Annotated in this window: 15 protein-coding genes and 1 pseudogene; 1 reads left to right on the top strand and 15 read right to left on the bottom strand. The window is 28.5% G+C overall.

Going from position 1 to position 16,945, the window contains the following annotated elements:
• Window positions 1-222 precede the first annotated feature (222 nt).
• The 3 genes and pseudogenes from B9N53_RS07265 to B9N53_RS09425 all read right to left on the bottom strand — a co-directional run bounded on the left by B9N53_RS07265 (window position 223) and on the right by B9N53_RS09425 (window position 2,086).
• A complete protein-coding gene (locus tag B9N53_RS07265; RefSeq protein WP_094204337.1) occupies window positions 223-684 on the bottom strand; it encodes a GNAT family N-acetyltransferase in 462 nt (153 codons plus the stop codon).
• 844 nt (window positions 685-1,528) lie between these two features.
• A pseudogene (locus tag B9N53_RS09420) lies at window positions 1,529-1,876 on the bottom strand (sigma-70 family RNA polymerase sigma factor); the annotation flags it as partial.
• A 24-nt stretch (window positions 1,877-1,900) separates the two neighbouring features.
• The gene (locus B9N53_RS09425; RefSeq protein ID WP_242432444.1) at window positions 1,901-2,086 is read right to left on the bottom strand and encodes a hypothetical protein; all 186 of its coding nucleotides are present in this window, start codon (window positions 2,084-2,086) and stop codon (window positions 1,901-1,903) included.
• A gap of 343 nt (window positions 2,087-2,429) precedes the next feature.
• Between B9N53_RS09425 and B9N53_RS07275 the strand changes: the two genes are divergently transcribed.
• A complete protein-coding gene (locus B9N53_RS07275) occupies window positions 2,430-2,765 on the top strand; it encodes a hypothetical protein (protein ID WP_242432445.1) in 336 nt (111 codons plus the stop codon).
• A 316-nt stretch (window positions 2,766-3,081) separates the two neighbouring features.
• Here B9N53_RS07275 and B9N53_RS07280 read toward each other — a convergent pair whose 3' ends face one another.
• The 12 genes from B9N53_RS07280 to B9N53_RS07340 all read right to left on the bottom strand — a co-directional run bounded on the left by B9N53_RS07280 (window position 3,082) and on the right by B9N53_RS07340 (window position 16,921).
• Window positions 3,082-4,305, bottom strand: coding sequence for a nucleotide sugar dehydrogenase (locus tag B9N53_RS07280; RefSeq protein ID WP_094204338.1), 1,224 nt, complete (start codon window positions 4,303-4,305; stop codon window positions 3,082-3,084).
• 270 nt (window positions 4,306-4,575) lie between these two features.
• Window positions 4,576-5,598 carry an ATP-grasp fold amidoligase family protein gene (locus B9N53_RS07290; RefSeq protein WP_094204340.1) on the bottom strand — a complete coding sequence of 341 codons (1,023 nt, stop codon included), beginning with the start codon at window positions 5,596-5,598 and terminating at the stop codon, window positions 4,576-4,578.
• A gap of 37 nt (window positions 5,599-5,635) precedes the next feature.
• Window positions 5,636-7,147 (bottom strand): lipopolysaccharide biosynthesis protein, encoded by a 1,512-nt coding sequence (locus tag B9N53_RS07295; protein ID WP_094204341.1) that lies wholly within the window; start codon window positions 7,145-7,147, stop codon window positions 5,636-5,638.
• 13 nt (window positions 7,148-7,160) lie between these two features.
• Window positions 7,161-8,363 (bottom strand): O-antigen ligase family protein, encoded by a 1,203-nt coding sequence (locus tag B9N53_RS07300; protein ID WP_094204342.1) that lies wholly within the window; start codon window positions 8,361-8,363, stop codon window positions 7,161-7,163.
• Between the two features lie 34 nt (window positions 8,364-8,397).
• Entirely contained in the window at window positions 8,398-9,465 is a 1,068-nt protein-coding gene (locus tag B9N53_RS07305; RefSeq protein WP_094204343.1) for a glycosyltransferase, read from the bottom strand.
• On the bottom strand, window positions 9,458-10,621 hold the full coding sequence (locus B9N53_RS07310; RefSeq protein WP_094204344.1) for a CapA family protein: 1,164 nt from the start codon (window positions 10,619-10,621) through the stop codon (window positions 9,458-9,460). The genes B9N53_RS07305 and B9N53_RS07310 overlap by 8 nt, the downstream gene beginning before the upstream one ends.
• Window positions 10,622-10,634: 13 nt before the next feature.
• Window positions 10,635-11,681, bottom strand: coding sequence for a sugar-transfer associated ATP-grasp domain-containing protein (locus B9N53_RS07315; protein WP_094204345.1), 1,047 nt, complete (start codon window positions 11,679-11,681; stop codon window positions 10,635-10,637).
• The gene (locus B9N53_RS07320) at window positions 11,678-12,673 is read right to left on the bottom strand and encodes an ornithine cyclodeaminase family protein (protein WP_094204346.1); all 996 of its coding nucleotides are present in this window, start codon (window positions 12,671-12,673) and stop codon (window positions 11,678-11,680) included. The genes B9N53_RS07315 and B9N53_RS07320 overlap by 4 nt, the downstream gene beginning before the upstream one ends.
• Window positions 12,673-13,926 carry an ATP-grasp domain-containing protein gene (locus tag B9N53_RS07325; RefSeq protein WP_094204347.1) on the bottom strand — a complete coding sequence of 418 codons (1,254 nt, stop codon included), beginning with the start codon at window positions 13,924-13,926 and terminating at the stop codon, window positions 12,673-12,675. The genes B9N53_RS07320 and B9N53_RS07325 overlap by 1 nt, the downstream gene beginning before the upstream one ends.
• Complete coding sequence (locus tag B9N53_RS07330) at window positions 13,916-15,112, bottom strand: ATP-grasp domain-containing protein (protein ID WP_094204348.1); 1,197 nt, start codon at window positions 15,110-15,112, stop codon at window positions 13,916-13,918. The genes B9N53_RS07325 and B9N53_RS07330 overlap by 11 nt, the downstream gene beginning before the upstream one ends.
• 15 nt (window positions 15,113-15,127) lie before the next feature.
• Window positions 15,128-15,721: a sugar transferase gene (locus B9N53_RS07335; protein WP_094204349.1), complete on the bottom strand. Its 594-nt coding sequence runs from the start codon at window positions 15,719-15,721 to the stop codon at window positions 15,128-15,130.
• 9 nt (window positions 15,722-15,730) lie between these two features.
• Window positions 15,731-16,921, bottom strand: a complete 1,191-nt coding sequence (locus tag B9N53_RS07340) for a DegT/DnrJ/EryC1/StrS family aminotransferase (protein ID WP_094204350.1) — start codon at window positions 16,919-16,921, stop codon at window positions 15,731-15,733.
• Window positions 16,922-16,945 lie beyond the last annotated feature (24 nt).

The following is a 16,945-nucleotide window of genomic DNA, read 5'->3' on the forward strand; positions in this document are numbered from 1 at the left end:
TCAGGCGTAACTATTTTATCATAGGAGGTTGTATTTTGCTTGAAGCTAAAGCTAATGTCTTCCACCTGCATAGCAGGTGGTTTTTTATTTCGCTCACTTCGTTCGCTCAACACACTTAAGTGTACAATAAAAACAGTAAACCTTTTTGATTTACTGTTTCTCGAATTGCTATGTTATAGCTGTTTATTTAATTTTGAGCCTTACAAACTTGGATTTATGCTATTAAGCATGTTTATATTTCTTCATTACATATTTTAATCTTGGATGCTGTATTGTTTCTATTATTTCAAAACCTAACTTTTCATATAGTGCTTTAGCGTTTTTATTAGAATCATACACAGTTAGAGAAACACTGCTAGCATTTTCAATTGTAAAACAATAATCAATAAATTTATTTAGTGACTCTTTCCCTAATCCTAGGCCTACTTTAGTTGGAGCAATTATAAACCTCCCAATATGGATATTATTATCTTCTTTTTTTACTTGCTGTATAACACCTATGAATTCTTCTTCATTCATTATTGAAAATAAGTTCTCTAAATCTTTTAATTTTTTTAAGCTTAATGGATATGATATTTGTGGTCCCATCCATTGTTCTTGAAATTTTTCACCTTTTTCGTTTGACCACGATAATAATAAATTACCATTAGTTTCATTTATACCTTTTTCAATAAAAATACCCATCTTTATCTTTCTCCACAAATTCGATTTGTTTTAATCAATATTTTTTGTATTATACCATATTTTAGCACAATTTCACAGGGCTAACTCTTATTTTTTATCTGTTTTAGTTCTCTGTTTTCATACTATAATTTCTAATAGTTTCAGTTTATTCCATTTTTTCTCGTATATTTAATATTTAATTGTAAATCCTATTTCCCTCTTTTTTAAAGACTGTTACTTCTGATCTACATTTTGATATTTGATTTCACGATTTACATCTACATTACCTTTACAATATTTCTCTTCTACATTTGTGTTACCGATATTCCTAAATGAATAAGTAGTACTTATTCTATTACCAGTCTCTAATAGTATCGATGATCAACTTTTCCCTTTATGCCGCCTTCTTCAAGATATTTGCTTGTATATCTGTTCATATTTTCACCAACGCCCTGCTTTGTCTTATTTATTCCAGCTGTGATATTATTTTTTCGTATTTTGTAATTGCTGTTTTTAATTTTAATTTCTAGGCATTTTTGCCAAGGATATATTATTTTTCAGTTTTACTCCCATCCATGTTGTATCTTCATTTAATTATCATATAGTAAGTAAAATATGTGCGTGTAAAGGTTCTGTTATTTTTATCATGTAAAGCAATATCCACACATACGACTTTCACAAAATTTTCTTTTACATAGAATCCTTTACAAGTTATATATGTTTTTCTTGGTTTAGTTCTTTAGGCAGTGTAATTTCTATTTTCCCTACAATCTGTGAGTTTTTCTCCTTTCTCGACACTATTTCATAATTTCCCTCTATCTTGAAATTTCTGTAGTATGTTTTCTAGCAATAGGATTTATACAATCTATTTCATACCATAATATAAATACATTTTTCGCAAATTCTTCAAAGCTTTACTTCTAGTATTATAGAATGTAGATTGCTTCATATTCAACTCCTTGCATATTTGCTTGGCTGGTTTTTCTCTGAGATAATTTTCATATATAATCTTCTGTTGTTTCTCTGGCAATTTCCTGACTTTTTCGTACAAGTTTTTGATTTCTAATCTATCCTCAAAGTCCTGTTCGATATTCTCTCCAGATTCAATAAGATTCATAATTTCTTCCCCATCTTCTTTTTGATAATTCAGTGATTCAATACTTTTTCTGGGATTCTTCTTCAAATAATAAAACCTAAGTCTTGATTTCAGATAAGCGTTGAATGGAACTTTCTTATTCTAATTATATTCCATTATCGCATACATTATTTCAGTTTTTCCTTCGTCAATCAACTCATTAAATATATCGGCCCTATCATAGTAGTTCTTAATGCTTGATATAATCAAAGGTTCAAATGCCTTATAGATTCTAACATCATCTGTGATTTTATTATTTACAATATAATCTATCATTTCGTAGTTCATAATTCTCAGCTCCTTTTTCTCAATTCTACATTCGTATGAATGAATTTATTAATCGAGAATAAGAGTAAAAACCCAGAATTTACCTGTAGTAAATATGAATTGGTTATAATTTTGATGGAAATGTACCTAAATTCATTTGAATTTTAACTAATTCAATATAAATAAAATTTTAATACGCTCGAAATAGAACGTACGTTCTGTTATGATAAAATTATCATAAAATAAAAGCAGCACACATGAATATAATACACGCGATAATTCCGATATACGTAGACAATATCGGCAATGCAGTAAAACTTTATTTTAATGATATCACCACTACTAAGTATTATTCATTGGACTGTTGCATCAAAAAATTGCAAAAAGCGAACTAATTGATTTGACAGAAACAAGAAAAATAATCAAGAAAACATTGAATATAACAAAAAATCCTCCTATATGCTTAAAAAACGTAACATACTGCATAATCAAAGTAAGAAAAACAATATTGAAAAATGACGGAAGCTATGGAATATTCAACATAGATTCCATCCAAGAAATCCAAACAGGGAAAATTATACTTACCAATTTCAAAAGCATTACAATCTCGGAATCCAAGAAAAATATTGAAGACAAAATTCAAAAAGCAAAACTGTCACGACTGTTAATTGATGACTACACCTCAAAATTGGACATTTAAAAATCGGATTTAAGAGGGCAGTACAGCCCCCTTAAATCCGATTTACTGGTTTTATTGCTTTGTTGAAATATATTTTCCCTTGTAACGTTGAAAATAATAAAAGAGAATACCCTATAAGCGTAATTAACCAAAAGACAAATGAAGGGTATTCTCCCTATTAACTAGTATATATTATTTTTATTGACATTTTATCAATATGAATACAAGGCATACAATGTTAAATGCTCTAAATCCAATATATGTTACTAGCCTTATATATTTTTTACCTATGTTCTAATCTCTGGTAAGATACACTCGAATGTTTTATGACTTTATATTAATCTCTTCTATACAGATCTCTCGTATACACTTTATCTCTTACATCTTCAAGAAGTTCTTCGTCAAATCTATTAGCTAATATTACATCTGATTCTTTCTTAAATTTGTCGATATCATTTACTACTAAACTATTAAAAAATTCATCACCATCATCAAGTGTAGGTTCATAAATTATCACTGGTATTCCTTTTGCTTTAATTCGTTTTATTATATCTTGAATCGCTGAAGCTCTAAAATTATCTGAATTTGACTTCATCGTTAATCTATAAACTCCAACAACATTAGGTTCCTTTTCAATTATATGATCAGCTATAAAATCTTTTCTTGTTGTATTTGATTTTACTACTGCTTCTATCATGTTTTGAGGAACATCTTTATAATTTGCTAAAAGCTGTTTTGTATCTTTAGGAAGACAGTATCCACCATATCCAAAACTAGGATTATTATAATGCGATCCTATTCTAGGATCCATACAAACTCCTTTAATAATCTTATCTGTATCTAATACTTTAACTTGTGCATACGTATCTAACTCATTAAAGTACGCAACTCTAACTGCTAGATAAGTGTTAGCAAATAGTTTTATAGCTTCGGATTCAGTTGGAGGTGCAATAAGAATAGGTATTTCTTGTTCTTTTACTCCTCTGCGCTTTTCTTCAGTACGAGCTCCTTCTAATAATAAATTAGCAAATGTCCTAGCTTGATCAGTTTGATTTTCTTCAGCACCAACTACAATTCTACTTGGGTGAAGATTGTCATAAAGAGCTTTTGATTCCCTCAAAAATTCTGGACTAAATATTATATTTGAAGTATTATATTTCTTTTTTATCGTTTCCGTATATCCAACTGGAATTGTGGATTTTATTACCATTAAAACATCTGGATTATATTTTAATGTTTGTTCAATTGCATCTTCTACAGCAGATGTGTCAAAAAAATTACCTTTATCATCATAGTTTGTTGGTGTTGCTATAATAACTAACTCTGCTGAAGAATATGCTTCTTTTTTATCTGTAGTTGTCCTCAGATTTAAATTACGGCTGCCTTCTTTCACCTCTTTAAAAAAACGTTCAATCTCATCGTCTTGAATAGGACTTATAAATTTATTTAACTTTTCTGCCTTTGATTCTGTTGTCGTAATTGCTGTTATTTCATGATTTTGTGCTAGCAGAACCGATAATGATAACCCTACATAACCTACACCCGCTACTGTAATTTTCATAATATCACCCTTTCAAATTTATATTTATATTTTTATTTTCTATAAAATTCCTTATACCATACCGCGAAATTTCTTAGACCTTCTCTGATATTTGTCGTTGGTCTAAAATTAAATTCATTTTCTAATTCACTACAATCAGCATATGTTATAGGAACATCACCCTGTTGCATACCTACTAATTCTCTATGTTCCTCAAAATTATAATCTTTTGCCAAAATTACACAGTTAACTAAGTCTTCTTGTAATATTCTGATATGATCTAAAAATTCACTATTCCTTTAGTCCCTCTATTATTTTATTTATTCTTTCATCATCCAAGTATTCCTCGTATGGTAATCTTAATAGATCACCTACATAAATTTGAGATTCGTTACCTTTCCACTTATCTATGCCATTACATGGCGTAAATGTTAGTTCTCCAAAAAATATCTTTCCATTAATTTGATATAAATCTACTCTAACATATATAAAGTCTTCTGCTAATATTTCTGCTATTTCCAACATCTTATCAAGTTGTTTCGGTCTTTCAATTTCATTTGGATGATTTCTATATGTAGATGAATCCATTGTAATATTCAATCTACTCCAACTTGTATTGTACCATGACTCTAAAACATTATGTCCAATTCTATCTGATAAATATTCAATGATTAGCGGTTTACCATTGAAACAATGGATTTTATAATCTGCTAAGCTTGGTCCATCCATATCTAGAAGTTTCTCACATATTATTTTTCTTTCAATATCGATATAATGAATTTCCATTCCAGCATATCCAAAAGGCAATCTTCTCCAAGTATCCATAGATTTTTTTAATTCTGGATAATTTATATCTTCTTTATTGTGTATTATTTTATATCTTGCTGATCCTGTCGTAGACTTAAATATCATTCTATCTGGAAGATTACAAAATTCAATTTCGTCAAATGTATTCCAATATCCATATAGAGGTACAAGGTACTCTTTTCCAATTTTTTTAATTATATATTCTCTTACAGTATATTTATCTGCACATTTTGTCTTTAATGATGAATTATCAAATATTTTTAACCATTGAATTTTTTCATTAAAAGTCTGTGGATTAACCAATGGATTCTTATTCTCTTCTGTATTGAACTTATACCATTCTATTAGCTCATCTTCATAGTCTTGTTTTTTTAGCTTAGAATAATACCTTTGATATATATATTCATATATATCAAATTCAATTATTCCTAATTTATTTAAAATTCTTTTTAAAACTCCAATAATTCCTAGCCTTTTAATATAATACTTGACTTTAAATAGTTTCATTTTACCTCCGATGATATTATATCCTTTACTACAATTATTACTTTAGCTTTCTTAATATTATAGATGAAGCTAATTTAAATATTTTTATTGCTTTTTCATTATATGCAATAATGTTTAATATTATTGTTATTATCGTTGTTAGCGTAAATACAACGATGGCTTTTATTATCCAATTTAAATAGTTATCAGCAGAAAAAAGATTAAAATAATTAGACAGTAATGAAACCATTAAAATGATAAATGACATTAACATTATTTTTTTCATGCTATTAAAAGAATCAACCTTTAGAATTCTCCTATTTGAATGATAAATAAACTCTATTGTTCTTATTACCATTGCAATTATGGTTCCAATTGCCACACCAACAATACCAAATCTTTTAACTAATATTAAAGAAATAATTATATTTGACAAACACTCAACCCAAGCTCCCACTCTAGTTTGTCGAAAATCTCCATTTGCATAAGCCAAAGTAAGATAAGGAAGTCTGACAGACCATATTAATTCACTTATTACTAATAAAATTGCAAATGTTGGCCTAATATAATTTGCATCGTGTATGTTTTGAGTATATATTTTTACAAATGGTACAATTAAGACAAGTGAGCAAGAAAATAATATTGAACATATAATAAAATATACAATTTCATACATTTCAAATTTTATTCGTAAATTCTCAATTTCTTTTTTGCTTATCATATCTCCAAATGCTGCATCAAGACCTGATGAGAATGATGAGATTAAAGCTTTAACACCTTTTACTATTAACATATATACAGAATATACAGAAACTTCTGAAAGAGTTGAGAATATAGATAAAATTGTTATATCTGTATTAGAGTGAATTACATAGGCAATATGTTGTGCTAGGCCATCCCATTTGTCCTTTAATACATAATCTTTATTAGCATCTGCTAATTTAATATTGTATTTTTTCTTTACATATAAATTTTGGATTATTGGTCTTAGAACAAATATTAGACTTGTTCCAAGTTTCAACATATGCACCGATACCTCTTTATTTGCCATAAATAGAGCTATAATTATTGCTAAAAAGTATGTTCCTATCTGAATAACCGAAATCACATATGTTTCCTGATTGGCCTGTAAAAATATAGAATATACCATTCCAAAAAAATACTCACAGAATATACTTACTGAAATTATTATTATCAGTGACGATACATATAATGTACTATTATTCAGACTAATCATTTTTGGGTAAAAAAGCAAAAGTATTAATATATATGCAATAAATATAAATGCTATCTTTTTAAAAAACTTTTCAGTGGCGTACAATATATTTCTAATTTCTTTTGTATTTTTATCCGCTATTGGTTTATATAATCTAGACTTTACCACTGGTCCCACTCCAGATTCAAGTAAACTAATATAAGCTAAAAACTGTGTAATAGATGAAATAAGTCCATTAACATTTGATCCATAGTTTGACATTATAATTTTAGGTAATATAAAACCATAGGCAAATATAAAAAATTGCAATATTAAATTTGAAATAACATTGTAAAATGCTTTCTTGCTTCTCATTATTCTTCCTTTTTTAACGACTATATCTTTTATTTAAAATTATCTCATCATTATTTTTCTCATTAATAAAATATATTAATGAGAAAAAAATAGGGATTATGAATTGTTCTTTATTATAAATAGGCTCAGATAAGAATATAAGTTGGCAAAATATACTATATCCTAGCAACATATCTATTACTACGTTCCTTTTTCCTTTGTATGAAAAAATAGGATATAGTATTATCATTATCAATATAGACAATCCTACTAGCCCTCTCTGAAATTGGATATCCAAAAAATAATTATGAGCACCATAAAAATTACCAATTAACCTTACTATTGTGTAGTCATCCAACGCCCCATATCCTAAGAAAATTTTATCCAGTATTAATAGCTTTATATTTTCCCATAATAAAGTTCTATTTGATAAGTTGGTACTTTTCCTAAATAATCTTGAAATTAATTCTGAAAAACTTGGGCTAAAAACAAATAGAATTTCCATGATAAAAATTACGAATACTAATAGTAAAAATACTTCTTTTAGTTTAATTTTATTCTTCTTTATCATGTATATCCATAATATTAGAAATATGGTAGCTATTACTGATGTTGCTGTAAAATATATTTTAAATGCCTGATAAAATATACCAAATAAGAAAATTAATGATGCAAGGGAGACGTTCTTATGTTTTTTTGCGTCGATAATTGTGGAACAGCACATTCCTGCAACAATGTGCTTGACAGTTGAATTTACATTTCCATATAAAAAATTTGGAAATAATGGATCATATGTTAAAGATGGTATTCCATTTGGATATATGAATAAAACAATTATATTTATAACAAAAAACACCAATGTAATATCTCTTATAACATATAAAAACGCTTCTCTTTTAAGTTCATCTTTTAAGATAATCGTCATATTATAGCAGATTAAGATAATTATAAATGCATGTATGATTCCATCTCTAATATTTCCCTTATTTATTATAGTCGCAACAATTAACGAAATATTGAAGGCTATAATTAAGTTTAATGATTTATTATAAATTTTCTTACTTATTATTGGATTAATTACCAATAGGCTATATGAGACTATCTTTATAGAATCCAATAATGTTCCAGGGTATAATTCATTAAATGCTGGTGGAATTAAAAATATCAAAAACATAAAGAAATAGTATATATAATATTTTACTTTATTTCTGTTGATTCTTATGTCTAATAAATTCATGGCAGCTCCTATCGATATTTACAAGAGATTCGTATTATTTTCTCCTATTTTTTATTTTTGATAAATAATTATATAGATTATAAACATAATAATATGTTTTTAATTTTTTCTTTTTTAAGAAATATATCATTATTTTCAGTCTAAATGGAAGAAATTTCTCTTCAACTTTATTTATCGCCGTTTCATATTCTTCTACATTAATTAAATCTTTTAATAAATCTACTTTGACTTCCAATTGAGCACTATTATTTTTATTAAAAAAATTGTGATCTATATTCCACATTATAACTTGTATATATCTAAGATATAATGCTTCATAAAAACTATTATCTTTATTCATCACTGTTATAAATTTTAAATATTCTGATATAAGATTGTTGAACTCCATTACACTATTTCTTAAAAATCTTTTCCCAGAACTTATTGAATTAATGGATATTCTATAATTATACAGACACATATCTAGATAGTAAATTGATTCTATGTTTTCTGTAGCATTTAGCCAAAAAATAGTATCCTGCGCTTTTATTAAACCTGGTTTGAATCTTATTTTATTATCAAGTAAAGCCTTCTTTTTTATAACCTTACACCAAGTTGTTCCTGATGAAACGATTGTTTTATTATCTCCACCACTATAGTACTGCGAAATCATTCTCTTCTGAAACAAATTTTTTTCTTCAGTAATATATTTACTGTCTGAAAAAGGAACGGTTCTGCATTCATAATTATTATCAGAATCTATATATGCACGATAGTTGAATACAAGCATATCTGTATCTTTTTCGTTTATGCAATCTATTATCTTTTCAATAAAATTTGCTTCAACAAAATCATCACCATCTACAAAAGTTATCCAATTTCCTGTTGAGTTCTCAATACCTGTGTTTCTAGCCACAGAAACCCCCGAATTCTTCTGATGAATCACCTTAATATTCTCATATTTTGAATAATTGTCACATATTTCAGATGATTCATCGGTGCTTCCATCATCTACAAGAATTAATTCAGAAAATTCATTCATGCTGCTTAGCAAAGAATTTATGCACTTTTCAATATACTTATCAACATTATAAACTGCAACTATGACGCTTAATTTAATCATTAGTACTCCTTAATAATTTATATTCTTTTTGCATTTGAAAGTTATCCTTACCTGTGAATGTCCTATATATTTGTTTGCAATCATTCAACAATTTTATTCTATCTGATTTTTCACAATTGAAAAGATCATAAGTATCTGCGACTTTCTCGAACGATTTTTCTTTTATTGTTTTTGATATAGAAAATGAAATTTCATAGTCGGTCTTATTATTTATATCTATGTGTAAAACGATTGAATATAATGGTAAATTTTCATCAATTAAATATACAGTATCTGGTGATAAAAAGAAGTTTCCTAATGAATATGCTACAAATTTATTCTTATTAAATTCACATTTTTGAACAACGTGTGGATGATGACCAATAACAAAGTCTACACCTATTCGTTGTAGTTGTTTAACTAATTCTAACGTATACATTCCGGGATTTCGATTAAACTGACCTCCAGAATGCATCATTAATATTACAAAATCAGAATTTTTCTTGAGAAATTTCACATCTTCTAATAATTTATTATCTAATGGTTTTAGCTTCTTGTTGTCCACTCTTGGTCTATTATATGTTTTCTTTAATTTCTTTAATATTTTTACTCTGTTTTCTGCTGAAATAAGTTTTTCTTTAACTATTGAGTAAAAATCTTTTCTGCTTTCATCTATCCAGTCTTGTTCTTCAAAGAAATTAACCATATATTCATCATTTTTTGATAATTTTTGTTTATTGATACTGTAATTTGATCCATATGTGTATGCTAATAATCCTATTTTTAACCCTTCTAATTCTATTATTCTATATCTCATATCCGTATTGTACTTATTTGTCCCGATATATTCAATATCATTATTTTTTAGTATATCTATAGTACGTGTTAATCCTTCTGCTCCTCTATCTAAACAGTGATTATTAGCAGTTGAAAGCATATTAAATCCGGATTTTTTTAATTCATTTACTATTGTATCAGGAGTATTATACGAGTAAATATCACGAGAATATTTTAGTTTTTTACCAGCAAGGACTGTCTCTAAATTTCCAATAAGGTAATCTGTTTTTGAAAAGATGTTTGTTTCTGAAAACATTCCATTAAAATTAAAGTTATTTTTTTTAATCTTTCTTAATGTTGTCAACTCACACATTATATCACCAGTAAAACTAATCCTCATATAAAATTACCTCCTATATTTTATTGATTATTTCTTTGTATTTAATCCATTTCCCTATTTGATCAGGTATTTGAACAACATCTGGATCTGACGCGCTATTACCTTCAATGATACAAATAGTTCCATCATTTTTTATAGCTATATCCCAACCTACATATCTTATATTTTTATTAACATCAGCTGCACACTTTACTGTTTCAAGCACATTTTCCCAGTATGGGATTTTAAATCCTACTATTTGTTTGTTTGAAATAGGATGGATTATATATCTATTATTTTTTTTATCTATTGCTTGTGTATATACTATTCCAGTATCTATATCTATTAGTGCAGCAAGTCCTAGATGATGAAAATTATCTGTGCATCCTTTTCCATTCCCACATCTAAATACAGCGTTCATTATTTCAATAGTTTTACCTGTATTTATAGTAACAACTCTTAATGTATTTACTGATGACGGATTGAAATCTGACATTTCTTGGTTCTGTATAATTAATTCTTCTAAAATTACATTCATGGCACGTAATTCCGAATACTTTTGCTCCAAATCTAATATTGCGTTATAATCTAGTATTCCTATTCCATTTCCACCGCTACCATCTTTTATTTTATACATAGAAACTGGGAATTTAACTACAAACTCATGAAACTCATCATATGTTGCATTGCTTAAATCTATCCAATCTCTTCCAAGAAATTTACTGTAATTTTGATAAAATATGCTCTTATCGTCAAACTCTTTAGTTTTTAATTTCCCATTACAAACAGTCACAATTTTTTTCCATTTACGAGCTACAATAAATTTTTTTCTATCAAATGATCTTCTATAGAAAAATTTATATTGGAAATAATCATTTATTCCACATCCGTATCGTAGTATACACCATATAAAATCTAAAATAATATAAGTTTTTTTAAAAAAACCGACATTTTCTTCTATAAAATACTTTTGCAATAAATTATATTTTTTAAAATGAACAGTTATATATTCAAGTCCTCTTGAACTATTATATCCTGTAATTTTCTGAGTATGATTGTCGGTTTTATCATTTCTTTTCATTTTACAATCCAATTTCCTTTATCGTTTTCAACTGCCAATTCATATAAACTATTTGCTAGATACACATCTATAAGAGCTAAGCCTACAGAATTGAAGTAAATAAATTCATTATCGCTTTCTCTACCTTTTTTCCTTCCATTTATTATGTCAACAAGGTCAGCATATATATCGATATCTTGTAATAATCCTTGTTTATACATTTGTGAAATTGTCTGAGTCCTATGTTTTACACATTCCCAACTATCACAAATAATCTTATTTGCACTTAATGCTACATCAAACTCATCTTCAAGACCTGCAACATGAATGTACAAGCTTCCTTCTTTTATCCATTTTTTCTTCAAGACATTCTCTTGGGAACTAATGGCTGTAACTATTATGTCGCTGTTACTAGCAGCTTCTTCGTAATCATTCGATGAATTAATAAATTTTACATCTGGATAAAGTTTCTCTAATTCATTAATTAGATCTGCAATTTTAGCTTTTGTTCTTGAAGAAAAATAGCATGTATCTAACTCTGGAAGGACACATTTTATTAATTTAAAGTGAGCTTTAGCTTCTTCACCTGCACCAATAAATCCTATAACTTTTGAATTTGTTCTTGCTAAATACTTTGCAGCAATAGCTCCAACTGCTGCTGTTCTTAGACTAGTTACTAATGTTGAGTTTAATATTGATTTAAGCTTTCCTGTTTCTGTTTCAGACAACAAAGTAAATCCTTCAACATTATCTATTTCTTTTTTCTTATTAGATGGAAATACTGATATCCATTTTATCCCTGAAATGTTTTTATCTAAAATAGTAGCTGGAAGACAGTTAATTCTATTCTGAGTTCTTTCATCTATTATTAAAGATGTTTTATCCGGTTGCATTACTGTTTCAGATTGAGTTAACAATAACGCTTCTTGAACGGTAGATAATATATAATCATAATTTTTGTTTATCAACGAATTTATATCTTCAGATGATATATACAGGAATTTATCTTTCATTATATCTCCCAAATTGTAAACAACATATTTACATCATTTTCATCTCTTACATCTAGTACATCTTTCGACTTTTTAAATGTATCATTAATTTCCTCAATTGTATTTCCTGTAACATGCAAATATCCAAACACCTGTAGTGTAGTACCTGAGGCTGGTATAGTATCTTCTATTGAGTGTGATTGAACAAATTCATGAACTCCTTGTATTTGTCGCAATCTATCTATGCCTCTTATTTGTTTTATAGTACAAGGTTTAATTTGTATAGGTAAAATTGAATATAATTTGTTCTTATCGTGATTTACTTCAGTAATATCATCAAAATTCTTATATAGTCCATTTCCATATAACGAATGATTAATAAGTATTTTCATCTGATTTATACCATAAAAATACTCTACTGGATAGTAAGTCAATGATCCTCCATATCTAAATCCTATCTCATTAAAAATAAATTTATTTTCATAATAAAAAGATTCAATCCATATAGCACCGTATTCGATTTCCTGATCTTTTATCATTTTTATAGCTTTCGCATTTGTGCTCTCTAAATATTCTGCCTCATAGATGGATGGAAATACTTGTAGTGCCATAACAGGCGCCGCGTTTTCTTTTATTTTTTTTGATTTCTTATCACTCATACCACAATATTTCACTATTCCATCTTGAATTGTATATTGTATGATTATGCTATCTGATGGAATATATCGTTCTATCAAGATGTTCTTTGATTTTGAATTATCTAGTGCTTTTTCAATGCCTATCTTTAGTTGTTCCTTGTTTTTACAAATACTTATTCCTGTTGATCCGTTGTTATCCACAGGTTTGGTAACTAAAGGATAGTACTTCATATCATCTAGCTTATCGTCCCCGATATCAAATGTCTCTGTTACATTAATTCCATGTTCTATACATTTATCTTTGAATATTCTTTTATTTGTAGACATTTCCCACTGTTTCTTATTTGTGTAGTATGGCAGTCCTAATCTTTCACATAATTCTATTGCTACTGGTATGTTAACTTCGCTTGCTCCAGCATATATACCATCTACATTCTTATTAATGCACAGTTCGTAAACTCTTTCGATGTCTATTGTGCTAATTGAATAAGATTCATCTGCGATTGATTTCACTACAGCTTTTGGCAATTCTTGATTGTCTACAGCTATTAATTTATATCCTTTTTCTTTTACGTATTTCGCTGCATCAAGAAAATAATTAGAAGCACCTAAAAAAAGTATAGTTTTATTGTTCATTTTCAACCTCTATCTTAATCATCTTAATTGCTCTTTCAGCATTTGCAATAGCTTCAATTTCGTTATCTCCCTCTGCTATTACATGACCAATTCTGTCCCTACTATTTTTTATTTCTGAAATATTGTCTCCTTCTTTTACACATATTTCAATTTCTACTATCCCTGGTAGCTTTTTTGCATCGTCTAACCTTGTAATACTTTTTATCTTTCCTGGATTTATTTTAAAATAACGAATAGCAGAACCTTTTTGTTTTTTAATTGGTAAAACTACTTTTTCATTCAGTGATATTTCTAACATTAATTCTATCATATCTATTCCTGTACTTAGTGGTACTAAATTGCTCGTGATGAAGTCTCCTCCCATCCTAGCTCCCATTTCTATAACTTTAGGTCCTTCTTTGGTAAGCATGACTTCTATATGAGCCGGACCGTTTTTTACACCTATAGACTCACAGGTAGCACTTACTAAGCAGCTCAACTCATCCATTAATTTCTGTTCAATATTTGCTGGTTGACTATGTCCAAGCTCAACAAAATACGGACTACCCGTTGTTTCCTTTTTGGTAACTGCTAATATATTTGAAACTCCATCAATACACATAACTTCTATACTGATTTCTTGTCCTACTAAATACTCTTCAACAATTACTGATCCGTTTCTGCTAAAACCCTTACTGTATATAATAGCATCGTTTAGTTTGTCTACTGAATCTACTAGCTTTACGCCCCTACTCCCAGAGCTATCTGTTGGCTTAATAACACATGGAAACTTTATAGAATATTGATTATAATCATAATTATTCTCCTTTTCTAAAACAAAGTACCACGGATGTGGTACGCCGTCTTTTTCAAAGGACTGAATCATAAGCGCCTTGTCGGTAGCCTTAAGAGAGGATTCATAACTTATTGAAGTTAAACCTAGTTTTTCAGATGAATAAGCTATTGATCTAACCGGCATATCTGTAGCGGTTGTTACAATTGCATCAGCCTTGAATTTTTTCGCAACTTCATATACACCTTTTTCATCAGTCGTGCTAACACAAAAAAACTCGTCCGCTTGTTCAACACAGACTGCATTTTCATTATAATCAACTATTCCTAAATAATATCCGTCTTCAATAACCTTGTCAATTAAAGGTTTTTGCAAAATTGAAGCTCCCAATACTAATACTCTCTTTTTTTTCATACTTATAGTAAACCTCTAGCTATTATAAATACCTGTTTTGAACAGAACAATTTTAATTGTTTTGATTAAAATTTTTAAATCAGTACTGAGTGAAATATTATCTACATACCAGCAATCTTTTATTATTTTTTCTGATTGCGATATTGTATTTCTATAATACGCTTGACTGTACCCTGTTATTCCAGGCAAAACATTTAATCTTTTTTTTCTATATTCATCTAATTCATCATATCTCATACTTACCAAACTTGGTCTTGGACCTATGAAAGACATTTCACCCTTTAACACGTTGAAAATTTGAGGCAACTCATCTATTGATAGTTTTCTTATTATTTTCCCTATTTTCGTTAATCTTTCATCTTTTTTGCTGTTATAGGTTGATCCGTCAGGATTTCTCAAGTCAGGTGAATTTATTTTCATTGATCTCAATTTGTACATTTTAAATACAGTTCCATTTATTCCTCGTCGTTCTGATATGTAAAATATATCTCCTTTATCTTCCATATATATAAGTATTCCAAAAATAATACATACAATTAATACTATCGGCGAAATAATTAAAGATACAAAAAAATCAATAACTCTTTTTAATATTTTTTGATAAAACAAAATTTCCCCCTACAACAATTTTCTTAAACTATTTATAATATATTCTACGTCTTTTTCAGAAAGAAGAGTGTGTAAAGGTAAAGTTATCTCGTTTTTATAAAAATCATAAGCATTGTTATAATCCTCTATTTTAAAACCTAATTTCTTATAAGCCGTTAGCATCGGCAATGGTTTATAATGAACATTACATGCAATACCTTGTTCTCCCATTTTTTTAATAATTATATTTCTCTTATTTTCATCATCTTTCATCAATCTTGTTATATATAAATGTCCTGATGAACGATAGTCGTCAGTATAATGATCTAAGTAAAATATTCCTAATTGATTTAGGTAATTGTTATATAGCTTTATCAGACCTTCTCTTTTTAACAACATATCATGATACCTCTTCATCTGAGCTATCCCTATTGATGCCAGAACATCTGTCATATTACACTTATACCACGGTCCTATTACGTCATACTCCCAGGCGCCAACTTGCATTTTAGATAACGCATCTTTTGATTGTCCATGAAGCGAAAATAATTGATACTGCTTATAAATGTCTTCATCACTAATTCCATTTATCGATTTCCAAGTCACTGCTCCACCTTCTGCTGTAGTAAAATTTTTAACTGCATGAAAGCTAAAACATGTAAAGTCAGACACACTTCCTATCTTCTTGTCTTTATAACTTGCTCCAAATGCATGTGCAGCATCTTCGCATATTACTATTCTTCCAATCGCTTCTTGTATCTTATTGCAAGGTTTAAAAATAGTTCTCTTTTTCTCCACTATTTGATGGATTCTATCATAATCACATGGTATTCCAGCAACATCTACTGGGATTATCGCTTTTGTTTTCTCAGTTATTGCGTTCTCTAATTTATCATAATCCATTTCTGTTTTATTTGGATATGAGTCAACAAGAACTAACTTAGCACCTACGTGACATACTACTGACGCTGTAGCAGTATATGTGTATGCCGGAACAATAACTTCATCGCCTTCACCAATGCCTAGCAATCGTAAAGTTAGTTCCGCGCATGCGGTTTGTGAATTTAAACAAACTGCGCCATCTGCTTCGCAAAAACTTGCAACTTGTTTTTCTAATTTTTTTGTTTTTGGTCCTGTTGTAATCCAACCTGATTTTAAAGCATCTATCACTTCATTAATTTCTTCATTACTTATATCTGGTGGTGAGAATTCAATTTTCATGTCTCTCCTTTTATTATTCTGGTT

Origin of the sequence: Finegoldia magna, from assembly GCF_002243175.1 — a bacterium.
In the GTDB taxonomy this organism is placed as follows: Bacteria; Bacillota; Clostridia; order Tissierellales; family Peptoniphilaceae; genus Finegoldia; species Finegoldia magna_J.

Bases quoted from the DNA above. Each gene is read 5' to 3' on its own strand.
- B9N53_RS07265 (WP_094204337.1), bottom strand. From the start codon at position 684: ATGGGTATTTTTATTGAAAAAGGTATAAATGAAACTAATGGTAATTTA.
- B9N53_RS09425 (WP_242432444.1), bottom strand. From the start codon at position 2,086: ATGAACTACGAAATGATAGATTATATTGTAAATAATAAAATCACAGAT.
- B9N53_RS07280 (WP_094204338.1), bottom strand. From the start codon at position 4,305: ATGAAAATTACAGTAGCGGGTGTAGGTTATGTAGGGTTATCATTATCG.
- B9N53_RS07290 (WP_094204340.1), bottom strand. From the start codon at position 5,598: ATGAAACTATTTAAAGTCAAGTATTATATTAAAAGGCTAGGAATTATT.
- B9N53_RS07295 (WP_094204341.1), bottom strand. From the start codon at position 7,147: ATGAGAAGCAAGAAAGCATTTTACAATGTTATTTCAAATTTAATATTG.
- B9N53_RS07300 (WP_094204342.1), bottom strand. From the start codon at position 8,363: ATGAATTTATTAGACATAAGAATCAACAGAAATAAAGTAAAATATTAT.
- B9N53_RS07305 (WP_094204343.1), bottom strand. From the start codon at position 9,465: ATGATTAAATTAAGCGTCATAGTTGCAGTTTATAATGTTGATAAGTAT.
- B9N53_RS07310 (WP_094204344.1), bottom strand. From the start codon at position 10,621: ATGAGGATTAGTTTTACTGGTGATATAATGTGTGAGTTGACAACATTA.
- B9N53_RS07315 (WP_094204345.1), bottom strand. From the start codon at position 11,681: ATGAAAAGAAATGATAAAACCGACAATCATACTCAGAAAATTACAGGA.
- B9N53_RS07320 (WP_094204346.1), bottom strand. From the start codon at position 12,673: ATGAAAGATAAATTCCTGTATATATCATCTGAAGATATAAATTCGTTG.
- B9N53_RS07325 (WP_094204347.1), bottom strand. From the start codon at position 13,926: ATGAACAATAAAACTATACTTTTTTTAGGTGCTTCTAATTATTTTCTT.
- B9N53_RS07330 (WP_094204348.1), bottom strand. From the start codon at position 15,112: ATGAAAAAAAAGAGAGTATTAGTATTGGGAGCTTCAATTTTGCAAAAA.
- B9N53_RS07340 (WP_094204350.1), bottom strand. From the start codon at position 16,921: ATGAAAATTGAATTCTCACCACCAGATATAAGTAATGAAGAAATTAAT.